This is a genomic window from Providencia sp. PROV119 (assembly GCF_028482435.1).
GTDB classification, from domain to species: domain Bacteria; phylum Pseudomonadota; class Gammaproteobacteria; order Enterobacterales; family Enterobacteriaceae; genus Providencia; species Providencia stuartii.
On sequence record NZ_JAMPQL010000007.1, the window covers coordinates 285,170 to 308,529 of the forward strand.

General features: G+C 43.3%; 17 protein-coding genes and 1 pseudogene. 17 read left to right on the forward strand and 1 reads right to left on the reverse strand.

Features of this window, described 5'->3' with window-relative positions; all coding sequences use genetic code 11:
* Positions 1 to 2 precede the first annotated feature (2 nt).
* Complete coding sequence (gene leuA, locus PSF11_RS09100; protein ID WP_004921957.1) at positions 3 to 1,583, reverse strand: 2-isopropylmalate synthase; 1,581 nt, start codon at positions 1,581 to 1,583, stop codon at positions 3 to 5.
* Between the two features lie 891 nt (positions 1,584 to 2,474).
* Between leuA and leuO the strand changes: the two are divergent.
* The 17 genes and pseudogenes from leuO (at position 2,475) to PSF11_RS09185 (ending at position 23,359) form a co-directional block, all read left to right on the forward strand.
* Positions 2,475 to 3,428, forward strand: a pseudogene (gene leuO, locus PSF11_RS09105) (transcriptional regulator LeuO).
* Between the two features lie 288 nt (positions 3,429 to 3,716).
* Complete coding sequence (locus tag PSF11_RS09110; RefSeq protein ID WP_181795785.1) at positions 3,717 to 5,498, forward strand: AMP-dependent synthetase/ligase; 1,782 nt, start codon at positions 3,717 to 3,719, stop codon at positions 5,496 to 5,498.
* A gap of 296 nt (positions 5,499 to 5,794) precedes the next feature.
* On the forward strand, positions 5,795 to 7,522 hold the full coding sequence (gene ilvI / locus PSF11_RS09115) for an acetolactate synthase 3 large subunit (protein ID WP_072502444.1): 1,728 nt from the start codon (positions 5,795 to 5,797) through the stop codon (positions 7,520 to 7,522).
* Positions 7,523 to 7,524: 2 nt separating this feature from the next.
* On the forward strand, positions 7,525 to 8,016 hold the full coding sequence (gene ilvN / locus PSF11_RS09120; protein WP_004921945.1) for an acetolactate synthase small subunit: 492 nt from the start codon (positions 7,525 to 7,527) through the stop codon (positions 8,014 to 8,016).
* A gap of 164 nt (positions 8,017 to 8,180) precedes the next feature.
* Complete coding sequence (gene cra, locus PSF11_RS09125; protein WP_004921942.1) at positions 8,181 to 9,191, forward strand: catabolite repressor/activator; 1,011 nt, start codon at positions 8,181 to 8,183, stop codon at positions 9,189 to 9,191.
* Between the two features lie 698 nt (positions 9,192 to 9,889).
* Complete coding sequence (gene mraZ, locus PSF11_RS09130) at positions 9,890 to 10,348, forward strand: division/cell wall cluster transcriptional repressor MraZ (RefSeq protein WP_004921936.1); 459 nt, start codon at positions 9,890 to 9,892, stop codon at positions 10,346 to 10,348.
* A 2-nt stretch (positions 10,349 to 10,350) separates the two neighbouring features.
* Complete coding sequence (gene rsmH, locus PSF11_RS09135; RefSeq protein WP_004921934.1) at positions 10,351 to 11,301, forward strand: 16S rRNA (cytosine(1402)-N(4))-methyltransferase RsmH; 951 nt, start codon at positions 10,351 to 10,353, stop codon at positions 11,299 to 11,301.
* A gap of 2 nt (positions 11,302 to 11,303) precedes the next feature.
* Positions 11,304 to 11,624, forward strand: a complete 321-nt coding sequence (gene ftsL / locus PSF11_RS09140) for a cell division protein FtsL (RefSeq protein ID WP_072502443.1) — start codon at positions 11,304 to 11,306, stop codon at positions 11,622 to 11,624.
* Between the two features lie 12 nt (positions 11,625 to 11,636).
* A complete protein-coding gene (ftsI, locus tag PSF11_RS09145; protein WP_004921927.1) occupies positions 11,637 to 13,403 on the forward strand; it encodes a peptidoglycan glycosyltransferase FtsI in 1,767 nt (588 codons plus the stop codon).
* Positions 13,390 to 14,877 carry a UDP-N-acetylmuramoyl-L-alanyl-D-glutamate--2,6-diaminopimelate ligase gene (murE, locus tag PSF11_RS09150; protein ID WP_072502442.1) on the forward strand — a complete coding sequence of 496 codons (1,488 nt, stop codon included), beginning with the start codon at positions 13,390 to 13,392 and terminating at the stop codon, positions 14,875 to 14,877. The genes ftsI and murE overlap by 14 nt, the downstream gene beginning before the upstream one ends.
* The gene (murF, locus tag PSF11_RS09155) at positions 14,874 to 16,247 is read left to right on the forward strand and encodes a UDP-N-acetylmuramoyl-tripeptide--D-alanyl-D-alanine ligase (RefSeq protein WP_004921921.1); all 1,374 of its coding nucleotides are present in this window, start codon (positions 14,874 to 14,876) and stop codon (positions 16,245 to 16,247) included. Before murE ends, murF begins: the two co-directional genes overlap by 4 nt.
* Positions 16,241 to 17,323, forward strand: coding sequence for a phospho-N-acetylmuramoyl-pentapeptide-transferase (gene mraY, locus PSF11_RS09160; protein WP_004921918.1), 1,083 nt, complete (start codon positions 16,241 to 16,243; stop codon positions 17,321 to 17,323). Before murF ends, mraY begins: the two co-directional genes overlap by 7 nt.
* Positions 17,324 to 17,325: 2 nt before the next feature.
* The gene (murD, locus tag PSF11_RS09165) at positions 17,326 to 18,651 is read left to right on the forward strand and encodes a UDP-N-acetylmuramoyl-L-alanine--D-glutamate ligase (RefSeq protein ID WP_072502441.1); all 1,326 of its coding nucleotides are present in this window, start codon (positions 17,326 to 17,328) and stop codon (positions 18,649 to 18,651) included.
* Positions 18,651 to 19,844, forward strand: coding sequence for a cell division protein FtsW (gene ftsW / locus PSF11_RS09170; RefSeq protein ID WP_004921913.1), 1,194 nt, complete (start codon positions 18,651 to 18,653; stop codon positions 19,842 to 19,844). The genes murD and ftsW overlap by 1 nt, the downstream gene beginning before the upstream one ends.
* Entirely contained in the window at positions 19,841 to 20,914 is a 1,074-nt protein-coding gene (murG, locus tag PSF11_RS09175) for an undecaprenyldiphospho-muramoylpentapeptide beta-N-acetylglucosaminyltransferase (protein ID WP_004921911.1), read from the forward strand. Before ftsW ends, murG begins: the two co-directional genes overlap by 4 nt.
* Positions 20,915 to 20,971: 57 nt before the next feature.
* Positions 20,972 to 22,435 carry a UDP-N-acetylmuramate--L-alanine ligase gene (gene murC, locus PSF11_RS09180; RefSeq protein WP_036941184.1) on the forward strand — a complete coding sequence of 488 codons (1,464 nt, stop codon included), beginning with the start codon at positions 20,972 to 20,974 and terminating at the stop codon, positions 22,433 to 22,435.
* Between the two features lie 3 nt (positions 22,436 to 22,438).
* Positions 22,439 to 23,359: a D-alanine--D-alanine ligase gene (locus PSF11_RS09185; RefSeq protein ID WP_004921904.1), complete on the forward strand. Its 921-nt coding sequence runs from the start codon at positions 22,439 to 22,441 to the stop codon at positions 23,357 to 23,359.
* Position 23,360 lies beyond the last annotated feature (1 nt).

Below are 23,360 nucleotides of genomic sequence, written 5' to 3' on the forward strand. Positions count from 1 at the left end.
TGTTATACAGCTTCCTTTGTATTGGATTGTGATTCTTTTTGATTTATTTTTTGTTTTTCTTTTTCAACTTGTTCAGAGCGCCAAATACTATTCAATACGTGCACCATTGCTTTGGCTGACGATTCGACGATATCCGTTGCCAAGCCCATTCCGTGGAAACGGCGGTTAAAACATTCCACGACAATATCCACTTGACCTAACGCATTTTCCCCTTGGCCTTTCGCTGACAATTTATAAGAAACCAATTTAATAGGGTAATTGGTGATATTGCTAATCGCTTGGTAAATAGCATCGACAGGGCCATTTCCTGTTGCCGCTTCTGATTTAACCTCTTCACCGCAACGCATTTTGACGGTAGCCGTGGCGACAACGCTAGAGCCTGACTGAGTACTGAAATAATCCATCGAAAAATGGTCGGTATCATCTTGTTGACTAGCGAAGAAGGCCAGAGCTTCCAAGTCGTAATCAAACACTTGGCCTTTTTTATCCGCTAAACTTAAGAAGGCGGTATACAACTCATCCAAGTTGAAATCTTTCCCTTCTTGATACCCCATTTCTTCCATACGATGTTTAACCGCAGCACGGCCAGAGCGGGAAGTTAAATTCAATTGAATCGCTTTTAAGCCGATGGATTCCGGTGTCATGATTTCATAGGTTTCACGGTTTTTCAGCACACCGTCTTGGTGAATACCGGATGAGTGAGCAAAGGCATTGCTACCAACAACCGCTTTATTGGCTGGAATAGGGGTGTTGCATAATTGACTAACTAATTGGCTGGTACGATAAATCTCTTTGTGATTGATGTTGGTATGGACGTTTAACATTTGCTCGCGCAATTTAATCGCCATGATCACTTCTTCTAAGGCGGTATTACCAGCGCGTTCACCTAACCCATTAATCGTTCCCTCAACTTGGCGAGCCCCCGCTTGGACGGCAGTGATAGAGTTGGCAACAGACATACCTAAGTCATCATGGCAGTGAACTGAAATGATGGCTTTATCAATATTTGGTACTTTTTCATATAAAGAGGTGATGATCCCACCGAATTGGTAAGGGGTTGTGTAACCGACAGTATCTGGAATATTGATGGTTGTCGCGCCAGCTTTAATGGCTGCTTCAACAATGCGGCATAAGTTATCAATATCAGTACGGCCCGCATCTTCACAAGAAAACTCAACATCATCAGTATAACGTCTTGCGCGTTTGATAGAGTCGATAGCCATGTCCATCACTCCATCAAATGTTTTATTCAATTTCTTTTCGACGTGTAAATTTGATGTCGCTAAAAAAATGTGGATGCGGAATGCTTCGGCAACTTTCAATGATTCAGCGGCCACATCAATATCATTTTGTACGCATCGCGCTAATGCACAAATACGGCTGTTTTTGATTTCACGAGCGATAGTTTGTACTGACTCAAAGTCTCCCGGTGAAGAGACGGGGAAACCAGCTTCAATGATATCGACCCCAAGGCGCTCTAAAGCAAAAGCGATTTGCAATTTTTCTTTAACGGATAAACTTGCCTGTAATGCCTGCTCGCCATCACGTAACGTGGTGTCGAATATAATGACTTGATCGCTCATGTTGTGTTCCTCTTATACAGAATTTGTCGTTATATTTTTGCGGTGCCGGCAGGCATAAAAAAACCCGCGGCTAGCGCGGGTTTTTATGTTTCTGGACTGTGAGTTTCCTATCTTCCGTCCATAAGCATACCGCGCACATTGGATGCGAGTAGTAGTAGGCTTAGTAGGCGGATAGAAGTTGTCATTTTCACAGTCTCTAAATTTGGTTTTAATCAATCTGTATTTATTGATACGTGATCTTTTCTTGGCTGTCAACTTTAGTTTTTTTCGTCAATTTTGGAGAATGATGAATCATCACTAATACTTGGTGATTGTGACTAATTTCTATATTTTTAGTGATGTTTTTCCCTATATTTTACCGATAAGTTAGGGGTAAAATTCTTTTTATGAAAGAGCCGGGCTGAAACATAGCATAAACTGATGGTTTGGTTGCTTTTTGAACTGCTCTGTGAGGGGAAAACGAAAACGATAACATGAGATATAAAAATAAATTTTAATTATAGTTTTTATTAAATAAATTATTTAGTAAATGAATTATTTAAAATTAATCTGATAATGGGATAGTATCGTGGTTGTTGATGATATTTATTATGATTTATTTTTAGAATTGTTTTATTATTTTGATGCTAACAATAATAGTTTTAAATGATTTGATAAAACTTATTATGTCGATGAATACCTTCGTTTCATTATCGTATCTATATTGTGTTGCTAAAATGATAGGTAATATAATAGAAGCGTCGTTTTAATAAATGCAGGGAACGCGAAATAGCTTATCATTGATAAGTTTTTTGAAGAATAATATTTAATGAATTTATAAAAACCTTATTTATTTAAGGGGAGATGATTTTCATTAATTAAAAATGATAAATATCTTTATTGGAGTACATAATGACTGATTTTGATACGGCTTCACCAGCTAAAAAAGAGAATAATGACATCAATTTGCGAAATGTTGATCTCAACTTACTCACCGTTTTTGATGTGGTTATGCAGATGCAAAACGTAACAAGGGCAGCACAGGTATTAGGCATGTCTCAACCTGCCGTGAGTAATGCTGTATCCCGTTTAAAATCAATGTTCAATGATGAGCTTTTTGTCCGCTATGGACGCGGTATACAACCGACATCCCGCGCTAAACAGTTGTTTGGGCCGGTTAGGCAAGCTCTACAACTCGTTCATAATGAGTTACCGGGGGCTGGTTTTGACCCTAAATTAAGTGAGTGAGTATTTAATCTTTCTATTTGTTCTCCATTAGATATTCGTTTAGCTGCCGTTATCGTTGAAAAATTCAAACAAGTATCACCAAATATTAATGTACGTATTCATTGTTTCTTAGATAATAACATTGAGCATAAATTAAAGTACCAAGAGACAGATTTTTCGGTAAGCTATAATCAATTCGAAAAAAGCGAATATCAACATCAGGTTTTATTTAATGATGAGTTAGTTGTCGTGGTCGCCAATGATCATCCACGAATTCACGGTAATGTTACGCAAGAATTATTAATTAATGAAAAGCATGCCGTGATGTCAATGGATAATATGGGGTCCTTTAGTAAGCCTTATTATCATAATACAGAGTTATCACATACAATTAGCTATCAGGGCACGGATTTAAATAGTGTTTTAAATATCGTTTCTTTAACTGATTTAGTGGCAATTGTGCCAAAATGGCTTGTTGAAAACTCAGCAAATAAACTTCAATTACGAACAGCCGCTTTGCCATGGGCAGAAAATACGCGCCCTTGCTATTTGACGTGGCATGAATCAACGGCTCGGGATAAAGGGCATCAATGGATGAAGTCACAATTTTGCCAACTAATCACTGAATTACCTATGTAGCACTGGCTTAATTATCCGCTGAAATCGCGGCAGTTGCACGGTTTATGATTAACTCATCATGGTAAAACTCTATGATGAGTTATGTTACCTGACTAACATTTGCAAAATATTTACATAATATCTCTTTTCACGACACTCTTTCACCTATACACTCAAATCATTCAGCTAACACTTGTAAGCTGAAATAATTAACTGGTGAAGCGCTTCGTGGGTTTACCGAGCGGCTTCAGTTAACAAATGTACTATAGGAAAAACATTTTGATTACTGAAAATCTATATCCATACCATATGGTCAATCGCTTGCACAGCCGGTTTAATGCCGCTGATTCAGCGACTCGGATAGCTTTCAGTCAATGGCATAATGGGCAACAGAGTGATCTAACATGGAAAGAGGTTGAACAGCACTCTTTTGCCATTGCTCGCCGCCTTTTGGCACTCAATGTTGAAGTACAAGAAAATATTGGGTTATTTGCGCATAACAGTATGAATTGGGCTTTGGTGGATCTTGCGGTCTTACAGTTAAAAGCCGTTACTGTACCTTTATATGCGACCAGCAGTGTTGAACAAGCTGCTTATATTATTAATGATGCAAATATTCGTATTCTATTTGTTGGTGAGCAAGAGCAATACCAAGTTGCATGCCAACTAAAATCACGCTGTCCTCAATTAACCACTATCGTGGTGCTGAATGAGGATGTTGAATTAGTCGATGGAGAACTGGTTTCTGTTCACCTATCAAATTTTATCGCGCAAGCAGAGCCTGAATACCAAGACGAGCTAAATCAACGTATTGCGGCTCACCATCTGAGTGATCTTTTCACCATCATCTATACATCGGGTACGACAGGGGAGCCTAAAGGGGTCATGTTGGATTATTACAATATGGCGGCGCAGCTCTATCTTCATGACCAGCGTTTGAAGTTAAACATCGATGATGTTTCATTAAGTTTTCTACCGTTATCACATGTTTTTGAGCGCGCTTGGAGCTTCTATGTCATGCATACAGGTGCTCGCAATGTTTATCTCACTGATACTAATGCGGTTAGGGATGCATTGACACAAGTTAAACCTACCGTGATGTGTGCGGTGCCTCGTTTTTATGAAAAAGTGTATAGCGCTGTACAAAGTAAGGTTACTAAAGCACCACTTATGCGTCGTTTGTTATTTAAATGGGCAATCGCACAAGGCAATAAAAGGGTTAAAGCGCTGGCACAAGGTAAGCAGCTAAATGCGCTGAATCAGTCATTGTTTAATTTAGCCGACAAGTTAGTGTTAACAAAGCTACGCCAACTGTTAGGTGGACGTATTCGCTTTATGCCTGCCGCCGGTGCTCGTTTAGATGATGATGTTATCGCCTTTTTTCTCGCAGTAGGCGTGAACATCAAATATGGTTATGGGATGACAGAAACTTGTGCGACGGTGTCATGTTGGGAAGAGGGGGAATACCCATTAGGCTCTATCGGCACACCGTTGTCATCGGTTGAGGTACGTATTGGCGATAATAATGAGATTCAGGTAAAAGGGCCTGTGGTCATGAAAGGCTATTATCATCGCCAAAAAGAGACAGAAGATGCATTTACCCCTGACGGCTGGTTAAAAACTGGGGATGCAGGTGAAATCGATGCTCAAGGTAATTTGTATATTACCGACCGCTTAAAAGATTTAATGAAAACCTCAAATGGGAAATATATTGCACCACAAATGATCGAAGGGGTGTTAGGCCAAGACCGGTTTATCGAGCATATTGCCGTTATCGCGGATGCGCGTAAATTCGTTTCGGCGCTGATCGTACCTTGTTATGATTCATTAGAAGAATATGCGCGTTCGATCAATTTAAAATATCGTGATCGATTAGAGCTATTAAAAGATTCGAATATTGTGGCTCTGTTTGAAAATCGCTTAAAAGAGCTACAGAAAAATATCGAAAATTTCCATCAGGTTAAGCGTTTTACGTTACTCCCGGCTAATTTTTCCATGGAAAAAGGGGAGCTCACACCAACCTTAAAGCTGCGTAGAAAAATTATTTCAGAGCGTTATCACTCTGAAATTGAATCAATGTACCGCGAATAATTCCTCAATAGAGCCGGATAACACATAGCATGATATCCGGCTTCTCTTTGTACTCTTTTTCATCGCTTTATAGTGATATTTTCCACCATTCTTCCTTTTCTTGGTTAATTCAACCAATAATCTGAGTAGATAAAGATAATATTCAAAGTTGTCATGTTTGCTTAATAAATGGTGTTTGCGTCACCTTAGACACAACGATATGTTAATAGCAGTCATAACTACGGCAGAAATGACAATACATAGTAGAGGACTGTCATACCTCTGTTAACTTGTAAAAATAGTCTGGGGGCAAACTCATGGAGATGTTGTCGGGAGCAGAAATGGTCGTCAAGTCTTTGATTGACCAAGGTGTAAAGCATGTATTTGGGTATCCAGGTGGTGCTGTTTTAGATATCTATGATGCACTTCATACGGTAGGCGGTATTGATCACATCCTCGTTCGCCATGAACAAGCCGCGGTTCATATGGCGGATGGTTATGCACGCTCAACAGGAGAAGTCGGGGTGATTTTAGTGACCTCGGGTCCTGGTGCGACAAATGCAATTACAGGGATTGCGACGGCATACATGGACTCTGTTCCTTTGGTTGTTTTATCAGGACAAGTAGCAAGCTCCTTGATTGGGAATGATGCATTCCAAGAGTGTGATATGGTGGGAATATCTCGCCCAATTGTAAAACACAGCTTTTTAATTAAAAAAGCCGAAGACATACCTGAAACCATTAAGAAAGCCTTCTATATCGCTGCAAGTGGTCGTCCAGGTCCTGTGGTTATCGACTTACCTAAAGATACGGTTAATCCTGCAAACAAATACCCTTACCGCTATCCTGAAGCGGTTTCTTTACGCTCTTATAACCCAATCCTTCAAGGGCACAAAGGGCAGATTAAAAAAGCGTTAACAAAATTGATTGCGGCGCAGAAACCTGTTTTCTATATCGGTGGAGGGGCAATCAACGCAAATTGTTCGGCTGAAATCATCGCATTAGCAGAAAAACTGCAACTGCCTGTTGTATCAACACTCATGGGGCTAGGGGCATTTCCAGAAACCCATCACCAGTCAGTTGGGATGCTTGGTATGCACGGTACATATGAAGCCAATAAGGTGATGCATAATTCTGATGTTATTTTTGCTGTTGGTGTGCGTTTTGATGATAGGACAACGAATAATCTTGAAAAATATTGTCCGAATGCAACAGTGATCCAAATTGATGTCGACCCAACCTCTATTTCTAAAACCGTTAATACAGATATTCCGATCGTAGGGGATGCTAAGCTGACACTTCAGCAAATGTTGAGTCAGCTCGATCAAGTTTCCACCAAACAAAATAGCCAAGCATTAAAAACATGGTGGAAAGAGATTGAAACTTGGCGAGAGAGAAAATGCCTCCGTTATGAAACCAATAGCCAAAAAGTGAAACCTCAGCAGGCGATTGAAACCATTTACCGCCTGACAAATGGTGAGGCGTATGTCACTTCTGATGTTGGGCAGCATCAAATGTTTGCCGCACTGTATTACCCATTTGATAAGCCTCGCCATTGGATTAATTCAGGGGGCTTAGGCACTATGGGCTTTGGTTTACCTGCCGCTTTGGGGGTTAAATTAGCACATCCACAATCTACGGTTATCTGTGTTACTGGCGATGGCAGTATTCAAATGAATATCCAAGAACTGTCGACCGCAATGCAATATGGTTTACCGGTGGTTGTGTTGAATCTCAATAATGGGTTTTTGGGGATGGTTAAGCAGTGGCAAGATATGATTTATCAAGGCCGCCATTCTCAATCTTATATGCAATCGCTTCCTGATTTCGTCAAACTTGCAGAAGCTTATGGTCATGTAGGTATTTCGATTCATTCCCCCGATGAACTCGAAGAGAAATTAAAACAAGCACTGGTAGAAGTGAATGAAAACCAACGCTTAGTTTTTGTGGATATTAACGTTGATGAAACTGAACATGTTTACCCAATGCAGATACGTGGTGGTGCAATGGATGAAATGTGGCTGAGTAAAACAGAGAGGACCTGATCATGCGTCGTATTTTATCCGTCTTACTAGAAAATGAATCGGGGGCACTTTCCCGTGTTATTGGGCTGTTTTCTCAACGTGGTTATAATATCGAAAGTTTAACGGTTGCACCTACCGATGACCCAACACTGTCACGTATGACCATTCAAACAAAAGGTGATGCAAAGGTGCTTGAGCAGATTGAAAAGCAACTGCATAAGTTAGTCGATGTCTTACGTGTAAGTGAACTGACGGCTTCAGCACATGTTGAACGTGAGATCATGCTAGTTAAACTGCAAGCATCGGGTTATGGCCGCGATGAAATTAAACGTTGCTCCGATATTTTCCGCGGTCAAATCGTTGATGTAACGCCTACGCTGTATACCGTTCAGCTAGCGGGAACAAGCGATAAACTGGACGCATTCATTGAAGCAGTCCGTGGCGTTGCTGAAATTGTTGAAGTTGCACGCTCAGGTATTGTTGGTGTTTCACGTGGCGATAAAATTATGCGGTGAAAAATTTATCGGCTGAAGGTAGAATACCATTGCATAGAGCCCCGATTGATTCGGGGCTTTAACCGTTGGCGGCTATTTTAGCTTGGCTACGGTTATCAGGGATTGTAAAAAATAAATAGTAAAATCAATATGTTGGTTTTATCTGATAACACAAAGAGGTTAACGTGAAACTGGATGAAATAGCCCGTTTAGCGGGGGTATCTCGCACAACGGCTAGTTATGTGATCAACGGCAAGGCCAAGCAGTATCGAGTCAGCGATAAAACTGTAGAAAAAGTGATGGCTGTTGTCAGAGAGCACAATTACCATCCAAATGCTGTAGCAGCAGGGCTACGTGCAGGGAGAACACGTTCGATTGGGCTAGTGATCCCCGATCTCGAAAACACAAGTTATACTCGCATTGCTAATTATCTTGAGCGTCAAGCACGTCAGCGTGGCTACCAACTGTTGATTGCCTGTTCAGAAGATCAGCCCGATAACGAAATTCGTTGCGTTGAGCACCTTCTACAACGCCAAGTTGATGCGATTATTGTTTCAACGGCGCTGCCACCGGAACATCCTTTTTATCAGCGTTGGGCCAACCGTTCTTTGCCGATTATTGCGTTAGATAGGGCGCTAGAACAAGAGCACTTTATTAGCGTTGTCGGGGATGACCAAGAAGATGCATTGATGCTCTCTACGGAGTTGAGGCAATTTTCCGCGGAGTCAGTCTTGTATCTTGGCGCTCTGCCAGAATTATCGGTGAGCTACCTTCGTGAACAAGGTTTTAGAAAAGGCTGGCAAGGTGATGCTCGTGAGGTCAAGTATCTCTATGCAAATAGCTATGAGCGGGCGTCAGCGGCGGAGGTCTTTGCTGACTGGTTAGATAAAGGCAATCAGATGCCTGATGCACTCTTTACAACCTCATTTTCGCTGTTACAGGGGGTGTTAGATGTTGCATTGAAGCGTGATGGTCGTCTACCTGAGCATATGGTAATTGCAACGTTTGGTGACAGTGAGTTGCTGGACTTTTTAGGTTGCCCTGTTTTATCACTTGCACAACGTCACAGAGATATTGCTGAGCGTATTTTAGAACTGGTGTTGGCAAGTTTAGATGAAAAACAAAAACCGGATGCAGGGATTACTCGTATTCGTCGTGATCTGTGCCGACGTGGTAGCCTCGGGCGCAAACAGTAGAATATCATTTAAATAATAAAAACCAGACAAAAAGTCAGGTTGAATATTAAGTGATATCGATCACGTTTATAAGTATTATGTTAGCCCCAAAGTAAATGGGGCTTTTTATTTCATGCTAAAAATAAGTAAATATTTAACTTTAGGACTATTCTTAACGAGGTAAATCTAATTTATCATTGTAAAGAAAATAAAATAAAAAAATTTGATTTAAGAAATAATTTTTAAATCAAAGAAAGCACGTAAAATTTTATTTATTGTAAAATACTGGCTATTAAAACAGTATTTTAATTATATGAAATATATGGTTTTTATTTTTCTGTGAGGCTGTTATCGATAATATTTACCTTTATTAAACATTCACGGTTATTTTGAAAGTAAAGAATCGGTTAACGATATACTGATTAAAAATGAGACATATAAAGGAAATATCATCATTTGAGTGTTTTTTCATCAGTAAAATAGAGTTTACGTAATATTTGCTCTTTTGTTGAAAATAAATGAATTATATCAATCCGTTATTCCTCATTTTATCTCCGAAGTAGATTTTACCCACTCTTATCTTTTCTGAATTGTTCTGTAAATAAAGCAAAAGCTAGGCGCGTCTGGCTTGACAACGTTTTCCTACCATTCGTAAACTTTATAAGTGGAGAATTGTGGGGTAAAGTGGGTAAATAGGAAATAAAGAGGTTTTACTGGGTATGTTTCGTGGGGCAACACTGGTAAATCTCGACAGCAAAGGGCGGCTTACCGTGCCTACCCGATATCGGGGAATGTTGAGCGAGGAATCTAAGGGGCAGATGGTTTGTACTATCGACCTCCACCAGCCATGCCTGCTGCTTTACACTTTACCTGAGTGGGAAATCATCGAAGAAAAGCTCTCTCGCCTATCAACCATGAATCCAGCAGAAAGACGTGTCCAACGACTTTTGTTGGGACATGCCAGTGAATGTCAAATGGATAGCTCAGGGCGTCTTTTGTTAGCCAGCACGCTACGTCAACATGCAGGGCTAACAAAAGAGGTCATGCTAGTAGGCCAAATAAATAAATTTGAACTTTGGGATGAACAGACTTGGTATCAGCAAGTGGAAGAGGATATTGCCGCTGAACGACAAACCCAAGAACCACTGTCAACCCGTTTACAGGATTTGTCACTATAAACATGACACAGCAACAATTTAAACATGTAACAGTACTGCTTGATGAAGCAGTAAATGGCCTAAATATTAAACCAAACGGTATTTATATTGATGGAACTTTTGGGCGTGGTGGGCATTCAAGGCTGATTTTAAGCCAGCTAAACGAGCAAGGGCGTCTGATTGCTATCGATCGTGATCCAGAGGCGATTAAAGCAGCGCAAGAAATTGATGACCCTCGCTTTATGATCAAGCATGGCCCATTTTCTGCAATTGCAGAGTATGTAGAAGAAGAAGGGCTAGTTGGCAAAATTGATGGCGTATTACTGGACTTAGGGGTGTCATCCCCCCAACTGGATGATCCTGAGCGTGGTTTTTCATTTATGCGTGATGGGCCGTTGGATATGCGTATGGATCCAACGAAAGGGCAGTCAGCCCAACAATGGCTAATGAATGCACAAGCTGATGACATCGCATGGGTTTTGAAAACTTTTGGAGAGGAACGTTTTGCAAAACGCATTGCGAAAGCCATCGTTGAGCGTAACCACAATCCAGAAGAAACACCTTTAACGAGAACTCGTGAGTTGGCTGAATTGATCGCTAAAGTCAGCCCTATCAAAGAGCGTCATAAGCACCCTGCAACGCGAAGTTTTCAAGCAATACGTATTTACATTAACAGTGAGTTGGAAGAAATAGAGCAGGCGCTTGAAGGTGCTGTCTCTGTATTAGCACCGGAAGGACGTCTTTCGGTGATCAGTTTCCATTCATTGGAAGATAGGCTAGTGAAGCGGTTTATTCGTCAAAATAGCAAAGGGCCTAGTGTTCCTGCTGGCATCCCTCTTACGGAAGCTCAAATACGGGAACTGGGTGTCGCTAAGCTGCGTGAAGTGGGCAAAATGAAGCCTTCAGACGCTGAAATTGACGAAAACCCAAGGGCACGTAGTTCTGTACTGCGTTTTGCACAGAGGACACTGTAATTATGGTTCCAGAAAGGCATAGTCTTGGGAAAGTGATTGGTCGTGACCTTTTTCGTCATGGGATAATTCCTTTGATTTTGCTAGTGGCCATCATTATTAGCGCTATTTTTGTGGTCACAACTGCCCATGAAACGCGTTTGCTAACGGCAGAAAAAGACAAGCTATATGAAGAGAAAGATGCGCTGGATATTGAATGGCGTAACTTGATCTTGGAAGAAAACGCATTGGGAAGTCATAGCCGAGTTGAACGTTTATCGGTGGAAAAGTTGCAGATGGTTCATGTTGAACCTTCTCAAGAAAATATCATTGTCTCTAAGCAGTAGATAAGGTTACGAATGAAAGCACCTAAGTCAGCTAGGAATAAAAAACAGTCTGAAAATACCAGCTTTGTTAGCTGGCGTTTTGCCTTGTTGTGCGGCGGTATTCTACTGGCTTTAGTCGGGCTTTTAGTGCGTGTAGCTTATCTACAAATCATTTCGCCTGAAAAGTTAGTTAAAGAAGGGGATATGCGCTCCCTACGTGTTCAAGAGGTCTCTACAGCACGTGGCATGATAAGCGATAGGGAAGGGCGGCAACTGGCTGTTAGTGTGCCTGTTAATGCGATTTGGGCTGACCCAAAAGTGGTATTTGAAAAAGGTGGGGTGAACAATGATGAACATTGGAAAGCGCTCGCTGATGCATTGGAGATCCCACTTGAGCAGATCACCGCTAAAATTTCTGCCAATCCAAAAGGGCGCTTTGTGTACCTCGCTCGTCAAGTCAACCCTTCTATTGGCGAATACATCACGAAACTAAAATTACCCGGTATCTATTTACGCAAAGAGTCACGCCGTTACTACCCCTCAGGGCCTGTTGCAGCGCACTTAATTGGTGTGACAAATATTGATGGCGAAGGGATAGAAGGCGTCGAGAAGAGCTTTGAGCGCTGGTTAAAAGGGGAGCCAGGTGAGCGTATTGTTCGTAAAGACCGTAATGGGCGTGTGATTGAAACGGTTTCTTCCGTTGATAGCCAAGCGGCTCATAACTTAGTGCTAAGTATTGATGAACGCATTCAATCTATCGTTTATCGAGAATTAACGAAAGGTGTTCAGGAAAACAAAGCTGAATCAGGTGTTGCCATTTTAGTGGATGTGCACACGGGGGAGATTTTAGCGATGGCGAATAGCCCATCCTATAACCCGAACAATTTGGCAGGAACCCCCATGGATGCTATGCGTAACCGTGCGATCACCGATATTTTTGAACCAGGTTCAACGGTCAAGCCGCTCGTCGTTATGAGTGCATTAAATAACCGTATTGTCAAAGAAAATACCGTATTGAATACCTATCCATATCGAGTTAATGGTCATGAAATCAAAGACGTAGCTCGTTATCCTGAATTATCAATTACAGGTATTTTACAGAAGTCGAGTAACGTGGGTGTTTCAAAACTGGCGTTAGCGATGCCTGCCACAGAGCTGGTGGATGTGTATAGCCGCTTTGGGTTTGGCAAGCCGACTAATCTGGGGTTAGTCGGGGAAAGTAGTGGCATCTTTCCAAGTAAAAAAACACGGTGGTCTGATTTAGAAAGGGCCACCTTTTCTTTCGGGTATGGGCAAATGGTAACACCGTTACAGTTAGCCCGTGCCTATGCAACAATCGGTAGTTTCGGGATTTATCGCCCGCTATCGATTACTAAAGTTGACCCTCCTGTGCCGGGAACACGCGTTTTTCCTGAGCATATAATGCGCACCGTTGTGCACATGATGGAAAGTGTTGCCTTGCCGGGTGGTGGGGGAACAAGAGCCTCAATAAAAGGCTATCGTATCGCGATAAAAACAGGTACTGCGAAAAAAGTAGGGCCGGAAGGGCGCTACATTAATCAATATATTGCTTATACCGCAGGCGTCGCGCCTGCAAGTAACCCACGCTATGCCCTTGTCGTTCTTATCAATGAGCCTAAAGCGGGTAAATATTATGGTGGTGCAGTATCGGCACCCGTGTTTGGTTCAATTATGGGCGGTGTTTTACGCATGATGAACGTTGAACCTGATGCACTACAAACAGACGATAAAAACGACACAGTTCTTAACAGAAAAGAGGTTAAAAGTGGCAGATCGTAATCTTTGTGATCTTCTTTCGCCATTTGGCGTTAGCACAGCAAATGTCTCGTTACGTGAGATGACATTAGACAGTCGTAAGGCGGCTGCCGGTGATCTGTTTATCGCAATTAAAGGCCATCAATCAGATGGTCGACACTATATTTCTCAAGCGATCGCCCAAGGGGTCGCCGCGGTGGTTGCAGAAGCGCATGGTGAAGCCGCTGAAGGTGAAATTCGTTATATCCACGGCGTTCCCGTTGTTTACCTAAATGATCTGAATAGTCGCCTATCAGCATTAGCGGGGGCATTTTATCAACATCCTGCTGAAAAAATGAAATTGGTTGGGGTGACAGGCACTAATGGTAAAACGACGACAACTCAACTGATCGCGCAGTGGGCACAAGGATTAGGTGAAACCAGTGCTGTCATGGGGACCGTAGGGAATGGTTTACTTGGGCAAGTTGCGCCGAGTGAAAACACCACAGGTTCCGCTGTGGATATTCAAGTTGAGTTGACTCAGTTATTGAAGCAGAAGGCTACATTAACCGCGATGGAAGTCTCCTCTCACGGCCTTGTGCAAGGTCGCGTAGCTGCCTTACCTTTCGATGCCGCAGTATTTACAAATTTAAGCCGTGACCATTTAGATTACCATGGTGATATGGAAAGTTATGAAACGGCGAAATGGTTACTGTTTTCGACACATCAAACCAAAGCGCAAATTATTAATGCTGATGATGATGTGGGTCTAAAATGGTTACAGCGTTTACCGCAAGCTTGCGCCGTTTCTATGGAACAACGAATTCCTGAGCAATGGCAAGGGCCATGGTTACAAGCAACAGCGGTTGAATATCATGATCGCGGAGCAACCATTCAATTTACCTCATCATGGGGCAACGGAACGTTAGAAAGCCCATTGATGGGCGCATTTAACGTCAGCAACTTATTGTTAGCTATGGCAACACTGCTGACGATGGATTATTCGTTAGAACAGCTATTAGAGGCATCATCATCTCTTTCACCAGTATGTGGTCGAATGGAAGTGTTTAGTGCGCCAAACAAACCAACCGTGGTTGTTGATTATGCGCACACACCGGATGCACTCGAAAAAGCGTTGGCGGCAGCACGCTTACATTGTAAAGGCCAATTATGGTGTGTCTTTGGTTGCGGGGGAGACCGTGATAAAGGCAAGCGACCTTTGATGGGCGCAGCGGCAGAAGAGTGGGCGGATAAAGTCGTTATTACTGATGATAACCCGCGCAGTGAAGAGCCGTTAGATATTATCAATGACATTATGGCGGGGATCCTCGATTCAAGTCGAGTTCTTGCGATCCCAGGGCGTGCGGAAGCGGTTACCAGCTCAATCATGCAGGCAAATGCGGATGATGTGATTGTGATCGCAGGTAAAGGCCATGAAGATTATCAAATTATCGGTCATCGCCGTTTAGATTATTCAGATCGCCTAACCGTTGCAAGGCTATTGGGGGTGTTAGCATGATCCCCTTAACGTTAGCTCAACTGGCGGCCGTGACGGCTGGGCGTTTATTTAATGCTGAAGGTATTGATGCCGCTACACTGACATTAAGTGAAGTGAGTACAGATAGCCGCCAAATTGGTCAAGACTGCTTATTTATCGCCTTAAAAGGTGAGCGTTTTGATGCCCATGACTTTGCCCCTTCTGTGGTTGAAAATGGCGCCGTTGCATTACTGGTTGAGCGTGAGCTTGATGTTGATTGCCCACAGGTTATTGTGGCGAACACTCGTCTTTCTATGGGGCAACTTGCTGCATGGGTGCGCAAGCAAAGCCAAGCGAAAGTAGTCGGTTTAACAGGCTCCTCGGGGAAAACCTCTGTTAAAGAGATGACCGCATCCATTTTATCTCAGCGTGGCAAAACCCTGTATACAGCGGGTAACTTAAATAATGATATTGGTGTGCCATTAACGCTATTTCGGCTAACTCACGAATATGATTATGCCGTAATTGAAATGGGGGCGAATCATCCAAATGAAATCGCCTATACCACGAATATCGTGAAGCCTGAGAGTGCACTGGTGAATAATTTATTTGCAGCACATCTTGCCGGCTTTGGTTCACCTGAAGGTGTGGCTCGCGCAAAAGGGGAAATTTACCAAGGTCTACCTGACGAAGGTACCGCGATTGTTAACCTTGATAGTTATTCGCCACATTGGCAATTTCAACCGCGGCAAACCGTGTGGTATTACTCGCTGAAGCCACAAGACAAAGCGGATTTCTATCCATCGGATATTGAAGTTAAACAACTTTCAACAAACTTTACGTTGCATACGCCAGTTGGGCAAATTGCAATCACATTGCCTTTACCGGGGATGCATAACATTGCCAATGTCCTTGCGGCAAGTGCGCTTGCCATTTCAGTTGGCGCAACGCTGGAAGATATTCGCAATGGGTTAGCGACGACGAAAGCAGTGCCGGGGCGTTTATATCCGGTACAACTGAGTCCAACAAAAGTGGTATTGGATGACACTTATAACGCGAATGATGGCTCAATGATTGCAGCAATTAATGTTTTAGCTAAAATGCCCGGCTATCGTATTTTGATTGCAGGTGATATGGGCGAGCTTGGCGATTACGCACAAGATTGTCATCAACGCGTTGGCATTGCGGCAAAAGATGCAGGTCTGGATAAAGTACTGAGTGTGGGTACGCTGAGCGAAATGATCAGTCAATTCAGTGAATGTGGTGAGCACTTTGCATTCAAAAAAGATTTATTAACCCGACTGATTCCGCTAGTCCAGCAGAATGAAGTTGTTTCTATTTTAGTTAAAGGTTCACGTAGCTCCGCGATGGAAGATGTCGTGAATGCATTAAAGGAGTGCTTTGCATGTTAGTCTGGCTTGCCGAAATATTGGTGCATCATTTTTCTGTTTTTAACGTCTTTTCTTATCTGACGTTCAGAGCCATTGTCGGTTTGCTAACGGCACTCGCTATCGCGTTATGGATGGGGCCACGTTTAATTACCTATTTACAAAAAATGCAGATTGGTCAAGTCGTTCGCGATGTAGGGCCTGAGTCTCACTTTAGTAAACGTGGCACACCTACAATGGGCGGCATACTGATTCTATTTTCAATCAGTATATCGGTGTTGTTGTGGGCGCGTTTAGATAATCCCTATGTTTGGTGTGTCCTGTTGGTATTGGTGGGGTATGGCCTTGTAGGCTTCGCTGATGACTACTTAAAAGTGGTTAGAAAAAATAGCCGAGGCTTAATTGCTCGCTGGAAATATTTTTGGCAATCCGTCATTGCGCTCATTGTTGCTTTTTCAATGTATGCAGTCGGTAACGAGACGCCAGCGACACAATTAGTCGTACCTTTCTTTAAAGATGTGATGCCTCAACTGGGAATGCTTTATATTCTGCTGGCTTACTTTGTGATTGTTGGAACCAGTAATGCCGTTAACTTAACTGACGGTCTTGATGGTTTAGCAATTATGCCAACAGTATTCGTTGCGGCAGGGTTTGCTTTGGTCGCGTGGGCGACAGGTAACGTTAACTTTGCGAGTTACTTGCATATTCCATTCTTGCCACACGCTGGTGAACTAGTGATCGTCTGTACGGCTATTGTTGGTGCGGGATTAGGTTTCCTATGGTTTAACACTTACCCAGCACAAGTCTTTATGGGGGATGTAGGTTCTTTAGCACTCGGAGGCGCTCTAGGTACTATCGCAGTTCTACTACGCCAAGAGTTTTTGTTAGTCATTATGGGTGGCGTGTTTGTTGTAGAAACATTATCAGTCATCTTACAAGTGGGTTCTTTCAAATTACGTGGTCAACGTATATTCCGTATGGCACCAATTCATCATCATTATGAGTTGAAAGGGTGGCCGGAACCACGCGTAATTGTGCGTTTTTGGATTATTTCCTTAATGCTAGTCCTGATTGGGCTAGCAACATTGAAGGTACGTTAAACATGGCTCGTATTCAGGGTAAACAGTATCAAGGTAAAAAAGTGGTGATTATCGGGTTAGGCCTAACAGGCCTATCCTGTGTGCACTTTTTCTTATCACAAGGTGTCATTCCACGTGTGATAGATACTCGTTCTGCCCCACCTGGCGTAGAGCAATTACCTAACAATGTCGAATATCACCATGGCAGTATAAATAACTCATGGTTACAAGAAGCTGATTTGATTGTCGCAAGTCCGGGTATTGCTCTAGCGACACCTGAGTTGCAACAGGCGGCTAATAAAGGCATTGAGATTGTTGGCGATATTGAGCTGTTTTGTCGTGAGGCTGATGCACCAATCATTGCCATTACTGGCTCTAACGGTAAAAGCACGGTGACTTCTTTAGTCGGGGAAATGGCAAAAGCCGCAGGTATCTCTGTTGGTGTGGGTGGTAATATTGGTATTCCTGCATTATCCCTACTTAACCAAGGTCACCAGCTTTATGTGCTTGAGTTATCAAGCTTCCAATTAGAAACCACATCCAGTTTACAAGCCTTAGCGGCAACCGTACTGAATGTGACAGAAGACCATATGGATCGCTATCCATTAGGGTTAGCGCAGTATCGCGACGCTAAATTACGTATTTATCATAATGCGGCGAATTGCATTGTGAACGCGCAAGACCCACTGACGTTACCACGAGATAGACGTCATGAAGCGTGTATCAGCTTTGGGGTCGATAGTGGTGATTATTATTTTGATACACAGCAGCGTTTATTAGTTGCGAAAGGGCAAGCCATCATTGATGTTGCTGATATGCATTTGACTGGGCAACACAATTACACGAATGCGCTGGCAGCGCTTGCACTGGCAGATATTGCAGGCATAGAGCGTAAGGCTTGCTTGGATGTACTGAAAAATTACGCTGGATTAATGCACCGTTTCCAACTGGTGTTATTGAACAACGGAGTACGTTGGATTAACGACTCTAAAGCGACCAATGTGGGTAGCACGGAAGCCGCACTAAATGGCTTAAAAGTGGATGGAACACTGCATCTGCTATTAGGTGGTGATGGTAAAGCTGCCGATTTTTCACCCTTAAAGCCATATCTTGCCCAAGATAATGTGCGTGTGTACTGCTTTGGTCGTGACGGTAAAGCTCTAGCCCAATTGGAGCCTGAAAAATCTGTGCTGACGGAAACGATGGAGCAGAGCATGCGTTATTTGGCTCCACATTTAAAATCAGGCGATATGGTTTTACTGTCTCCAGCTTGTGCAAGTATCGACCAATTTAAAAACTTTGAGCAGCGAGGGATGATTTTTGCTCAGTTAGCGAAGGAGTTAGGCTGATGACTATACCAGGTGCTGTGCGTATAAAAAACTGGGTGCTTGGTGAAAAGGGTGGCGTTATTGCTGGCTCAACACTCTATGACCGCACCTTGGTATGGCTGGCACTTGGCCTCGCTGCAATCGGTTTTATTATGGTGACATCGGCATCCATGCCGGTGGGGCAAAGACTGACAGAAGATCCTTTTTATTTTGCCAAGCGTGATGCCGTTTATTTAGCCATTGCCTTTGTTTTAGTGTTAGGCGTGATGCGGATCTCAATGGCAGTTTGGGAAAAATACAGCTTTGTATTGTTAATGGTCTCCCTGCTGTTATTAGCGGTAGTACTGGTTGCAGGGAGCTCTGTCAACGGGGCATCGCGCTGGATTGATATCGGTATTGTTAAAATTCAGCCGGCTGAGTTATCTAAATTGGCTCTATTTTGCTATGTATCCAGTTACTTAGTAAGAAAGTCAGAGGAAGTGAGAACACGCTTCCTTGGTTTTGTAAAACCAATGTGTATCTTGATTGTGATGTCATCATTATTGCTACTACAGCCTGACTTGGGAACCGTTATCGTACTAGTCGTCACCACCCTAGGGTTGCTCTTCCTTGCCGGAGCAAGATTGGCCCCCTTTATTATTGGGATTGCGGCGTGTGTTGTCGGGGTATTAGCACTGATTTGGTTTGAGCCTTACCGTTTGCGCCGAGTGACATCATTTTTGAATCCATGGGAAGACCCGTTTGGTAGCGGTTATCAGCTTACCCAATCATTAATGGCATTTGGTCGAGGTGAGTTAGTTGGGCAAGGGTTAGGGAACTCAGTCCAAAAACTGGAATATTTACCAGAAGCGCATACGGACTTTATTTTTTCGGTTTTAGCTGAGGAGCTTGGCTATATTGGCGTTGTGTTGGTGTTATTGATGGTTTTTATGCTGGCATTTCGCGCAATGATGATAGGCCGTCGAGCTTTATTAGCTAACCAATTATTTGCTGGCTATTTAGCGTGTTCGATAGGTATTTGGTTTACCTTCCAAGCATTAGTTAATGTTGGGGCTGCTGCCGGTATGTTACCGACGAAGGGGTTAACATTACCATTGATCAGCTATGGTGGCTCAAGCCTATTAATTATGTCTGCTGCTATTGCCGTGTTATTACGTGTCGATTTTGAAACACGTCTGCAAAAAGCGCAGGCGTTTGTAAGGAGTGTTAAATGAGTCAAGCAAAAAGGTTATTAGTCATGGCTGGTGGTACTGGGGGGCATGTATTCCCAGGTTTAGCTGTGGCCCATTATTTGCAGGCTCAAGGCTGGGAAATCCGTTGGTTAGGCACAGCCGATCGCATGGAAGCAACGTTAGTACCGCAACATGGTATTGAGATTGAATTTATACGGATATCAGGGCTTAGAGGTAAAGGCGCGTTAGCATTGGCTGCTGCGCCTTGGCGGATCTTTAAAGCGATACGCCAAGCAAAAGCCATTATCAAACAATATCAACCTGACGCTGTACTCGGTATGGGCGGATATGTTTCAGGGCCTGGTGGGATTGCGGCTTGGTTATCAGGTGTACCTGTGGTGCTACATGAACAAAATGGGATTGCAGGTTTAACGAATAAATGGTTGTCAAAAATTGCAAAACGAGTACTTCAAGCGTTCCCCGGTGCTTTTGCGGATGCGCCAATTGTTGGCAATCCAGTACGAAAAGATGTCTTAGCGCTGCCACTGCCCGAGGAGCGATTATCGGATCGCGACGGTAAAATACGCGTACTGGTTGTAGGTGGTAGTCAAGGCGCGCGTATTTTGAACCAAGTAATGCCAGAGGTTGCTGAAAAAGTAGGCAAACAGTTAAATATCTGGCATCAAGCGGGAAAAGGCAGTAAGGAAACTACAGAAGCGTTGTATAATGAACGGCTAAAAAATTCAGTTAATTCCGAGTATAAAGTTACGGAATTTATTGATGATATGGCTCAGGCGTATGCATGGGCGGATATTGTGGTTTGCCGTTCTGGAGCGTTAACGGTCAGTGAAATTGCCGCAGCAGGGTTACCTGCGATTTTTGTGCCATTTCAGCATAAAGATCGTCAACAGTATTGGAATGCGCTTCCGCTAGAAAAGGCGGGAGCGGCAAAAATCCTTGAGCAACCACAATTTACTGCGGATAACGTTGCTAGCCTATTGGCGCAGTGGGATAGGCAAGCATTATTATCGATGGCGAAAAAGGCACGTTCTTGTGCTATCACCGACGCGACAGAGCGTGTAGCGGCAGTAATCAGTGAAGTGGCTAAATAGTTATCACCATCGATAACATGGCATAGATATAGAATTAACTAAAAGCGAAGACATACAGTGAATACACAACAGTTGGCGAAATTAAGAACATCAGTGCCAGAAATGAGAAGAGTCAGGCACATCCATTTTGTCGGTATCGGTGGTGCTGGCATGGGTGGTATCGCCGAAGTGTTGGCAAATGAAGGTTACCAAATTAGTGGTTCTGATTTAGCGCCAAATGCCGTTACTCAGCAACTCACGGCTTTAGGTGCAACTATTTATTTTAATCACCGTCCTGAGAATGTTGAAGATGCGAGCGTAGTCGTTGTTTCGACTGCAATTTCAGCGGACAACCCTGAAATCCAAGCGGCGCATGAATTACGTATTCCTGTTATCCGCCGCGCTGAAATGTTGGCGGAATTAATGCGTTATCGTCATGGTATTGCAGTGGCAGGCACACACGGTAAAACCACGACAACAGCGATGATTTCAGGGATCTATGCGCAAGCGGGCTTAGATCCTACATTTGTTAACGGCGGTCTAGTGAAATCCGCGGGGACTCATGCCCGTTTAGGTAGTAGCCGTTATTTAATCGCAGAAGCTGATGAAAGTGACGCCTCTTTCTTACATTTGCAGCCTTTAGTTGCGGTGGTTACTAACATTGAAGCGGACCATATGGATACTTACCAAGGTAACTTTGAAACCTTGAAAGATACGTTCATCAACTTCCTGCATAACTTACCATTTTATGGTCGTGCGGTGATGTGTATTGATGATCCTGTGATCCGTTCATTATTACCGCGAGTCAGTCGTTATGTGACGACGTATGGCTTTAGTGAAGATGCCGATGTACGCATCGTCAAATATGAGCAAAAAGGTAATCAAGGCTTCTTTACTATTGCCCGTGAAAATATGCCGGAACTGACCGTAGTGCTGAATGCACCGGGGCGACATAACGCTCTGAATGCAACAGCGGCTGTCGCCGTGGCGACGGAAGAAGGCATTGATGATCAGCATATCTTGTCTGCACTGGTTGAGTTCCAAGGTACAGGGCGCCGTTTTGATTTTCTCGGAAACTATTCATTACGTCATGTGAATGGTAAAGAAGGCGAAGTGATGTTGGTGGATGATTATGGTCACCATCCAACAGAGGTTGACGCGACAATAAAAGCGGCAAGAGCCGGATGGCCAGACAAACGAATTGTGATGGTGTTTCAGCCACACCGTTATTCACGTACTCGTGACCTATATGATGACTTTGCCCATGTCCTCAGCCAAGTAGATGTATTGCTGATGCTAGAGGTTTATCCTGCGGGAGAGAAGCCTGTGCCGGGGGCGGATAGTCGTTCATTATGTCGGACGATACGCGGTCGTGGTCAGCTTGATCCAATTTATGTGGCAGAGCCTGAACAAGTTGCACAAATTTTAGCTCAAGCACTTGAAGATAATGACTTAATTTTAGTTCAAGGTGCTGGGAATATTGGTAAAATAGCGCGTAATCTTGCTGAAACAAAATTACAGCCACCCATGGTAGAGGAGTGATTCATGGCCGAGAAAGTCGCGGTGTTATTTGGCGGAACATCTGCTGAACGTGAAGTTTCTCTTCAATCAGGCAATGCGGTGCTTGCTGGTTTACGTCAGGCTGGAATTGATGCGCATCCTATTGATACAAAAGATTTTCCAGTGGTCACTCTCAAGGATGCTGGGTTTGATAAAGTGTTTATCGCCCTTCATGGCCGAGGGGGGGAAGACGGTACAATTCAGGGGATGCTGGAGTTTTTAGGTTTGCCGTACACAGGTAGTGGCGTGATGGCCTCCGCCTTGAGTATGGATAAATTAAGAACAAAGCAACTTTGGGAAGGAGCAGGGCTAGCAGTATCGCCTTATGTTTCGTTGAGTAAATTTGAGTTTAGTTCACTTAAAACTGAAAAAATTGAAGAATTAGTCGCATATCTAGGATTACCACTTATTGTCAAACCGAGCCTTGAAGGGTCAAGTGTAGGGATGAGCAAAGTTGATAATCTAGGTGATTTATCAGCGGCGTTGGCACTAGCGTTTCGTTTCGATGAAACCGTATTGATTGAGAAATGGTTAAGTGGTCCAGAATATACGGTCGCAGTGCTTGGTGAACAAACATTACCATCAATTCGTATTCAGCCTCCTGGGGTGTTTTACGATTATGAGGCGAAATATCTTTCTGATGAAACGCAATATTTTTGCCCAAGTGGCTTAGATGCAGGATCAGAAGCGCAGTTATCACAACTTGCGATGCGTGCTTATCAGGCGGTTGGGTGTCGCGGTTGGGGGCGAGTTGATGTGATGCAAGATAGTGACGGTCAATTCTACTTGCTAGAGGTGAATACCTCACCAGGAATGACAAGTCACAGTTTAGTGCCAATGGCAGCGCGCCAAGCAGGTATGGATTTTTCGCAGTTGGTAGTACGTATTTTGGAATTGGCTAACTGAT